1 pseudogene is annotated in these 1,486 nt (G+C 42.5%); it reads left to right on the top strand.

The window, feature by feature from the left end:
• Positions 1-1,486, top strand: a pseudogene (locus ACFIMM_RS08230) (hypothetical protein); the annotation flags it as partial.

The raw sequence follows: 1,486 nt of genomic DNA, 5'->3' as shown, positions 1-1,486 counted from the left end.
AGTTCTTTCGTTGGCTATAGCGGCTACATTCTTATCGAATGTTACGCCTGTTTTTTCAGCAAATCCTGATTTTAGAAACACGTTTCTTGAAGGTGTAAAAAGTGCTGGTGTATCTTATCCACAAAGCCTTCTCTCTGTTGCTGGTTTGAATGCTTCTGAAGATTATGCAAATTTTTTAACCAAAACCTTTTCTGGTAAGGGTGATAAGAGTCCTATCGTAAATGTTCTTGCGGAAGATAGCAAAAATTTATTGGTAAGAACCCTAGGTACAGACGAGCAATATAAAAAGTCTCTCATTAGTCCACGGTCGCTTGTTCGTGATAGCTCTACAGCCCAACAGTTTGCAGGGAATAATGAGAATGCAATCCCTGTTAATGTTTCTGACCTTTTGCGGGGCGGAACTGCAGGAATGCAACGTTCTCAAAATAACAATATTATTTTGGGTAGTGGGATTAATTATACAAACAGCAAGTGGGGTGTTTTTATTGGTGACGATGTGGTTGGTAGTGTTGATGGGAGAGGTGTATACGGTTCTGTTGCTATCGGGTACAGAGCAAAAGCTGGTGATGGTTGGAGTACTGTTATTGGTTATATGGCAGAGTCACCTAAGGCCGTGTATGGTACTGTTGTTTTGGGGCGGGGGGCAAAAACGGAAGGTGTTTATAGCATTGCAATCGGTGGTGTTGGAGCTAGTCCTGGATCTAAAGAACAGGATATTGATGAAAAAAATAGAGTACTTGCAACTGGTGATTATGCAATGGCTCTTGGTTATGGCGCGAAGAATTATGCAGAAAAGGGGATTGTTCTTGGTTACAATGCATCTGTAACAAAGGAGGCGCTGTATAGTATTGCTATGGGTAATCAGGCAAGTGGAATAGGTGAATCTAGTATTGCTATAGGTTCCATGTCTTACGCTTTTGCTCCAAGCAGTATCGCAATAGGTGCCAGTTCTATAGTTTCTGTACAAGGTGGTGTTGCTATAGGAAGTAATGTTATCGCTGATAGGGCTCTAGGTCTTCCAGGATATGCTTCTTCGCTGCAGGGGGCGACAAAAAGCACTGAAGCGCAATGGAAAAGTACGCAGGGTGCCGTTAGTGTTGGTAGCAAAAGTACGGGCGTGACGCGGCAGATTATAGGTGTAGCAGCTGGTAGTGACCCTACTGATGCAGTAAATGTTGTACAGTTAAAAGACTTAGAAAGTGTCGTGAGAAATGGCGGTTGGAAACTATCTGTTGGGGGTAAGGATGGTAAGAGCGTTATCATGGACAGCGCGGTAGATTTTTCCGCTGGAAGTACAAATCTTACGATTACAAAAGGCAAAGATGACAATAATATAAAATTTGATCTAGCTAAGGAAATCGCAGTCAATAAAGTAACTGCAGGAAGCAGTACCTTAGACGCAACGGGCTTAGTGATTACAGGTGGACCGAAAATAATCATTTCTGGGATAGATGCTGGGGGTAAAAAGATTACAGGAGTGTCTGAT

Source organism: Bartonella sp. AP258QHHD, from assembly GCF_042196145.1.
Taxonomy (GTDB): domain Bacteria; phylum Pseudomonadota; class Alphaproteobacteria; order Rhizobiales; family Rhizobiaceae; genus Bartonella.
This window is presented reverse-complemented; position numbering and strand designations above follow the sequence as displayed.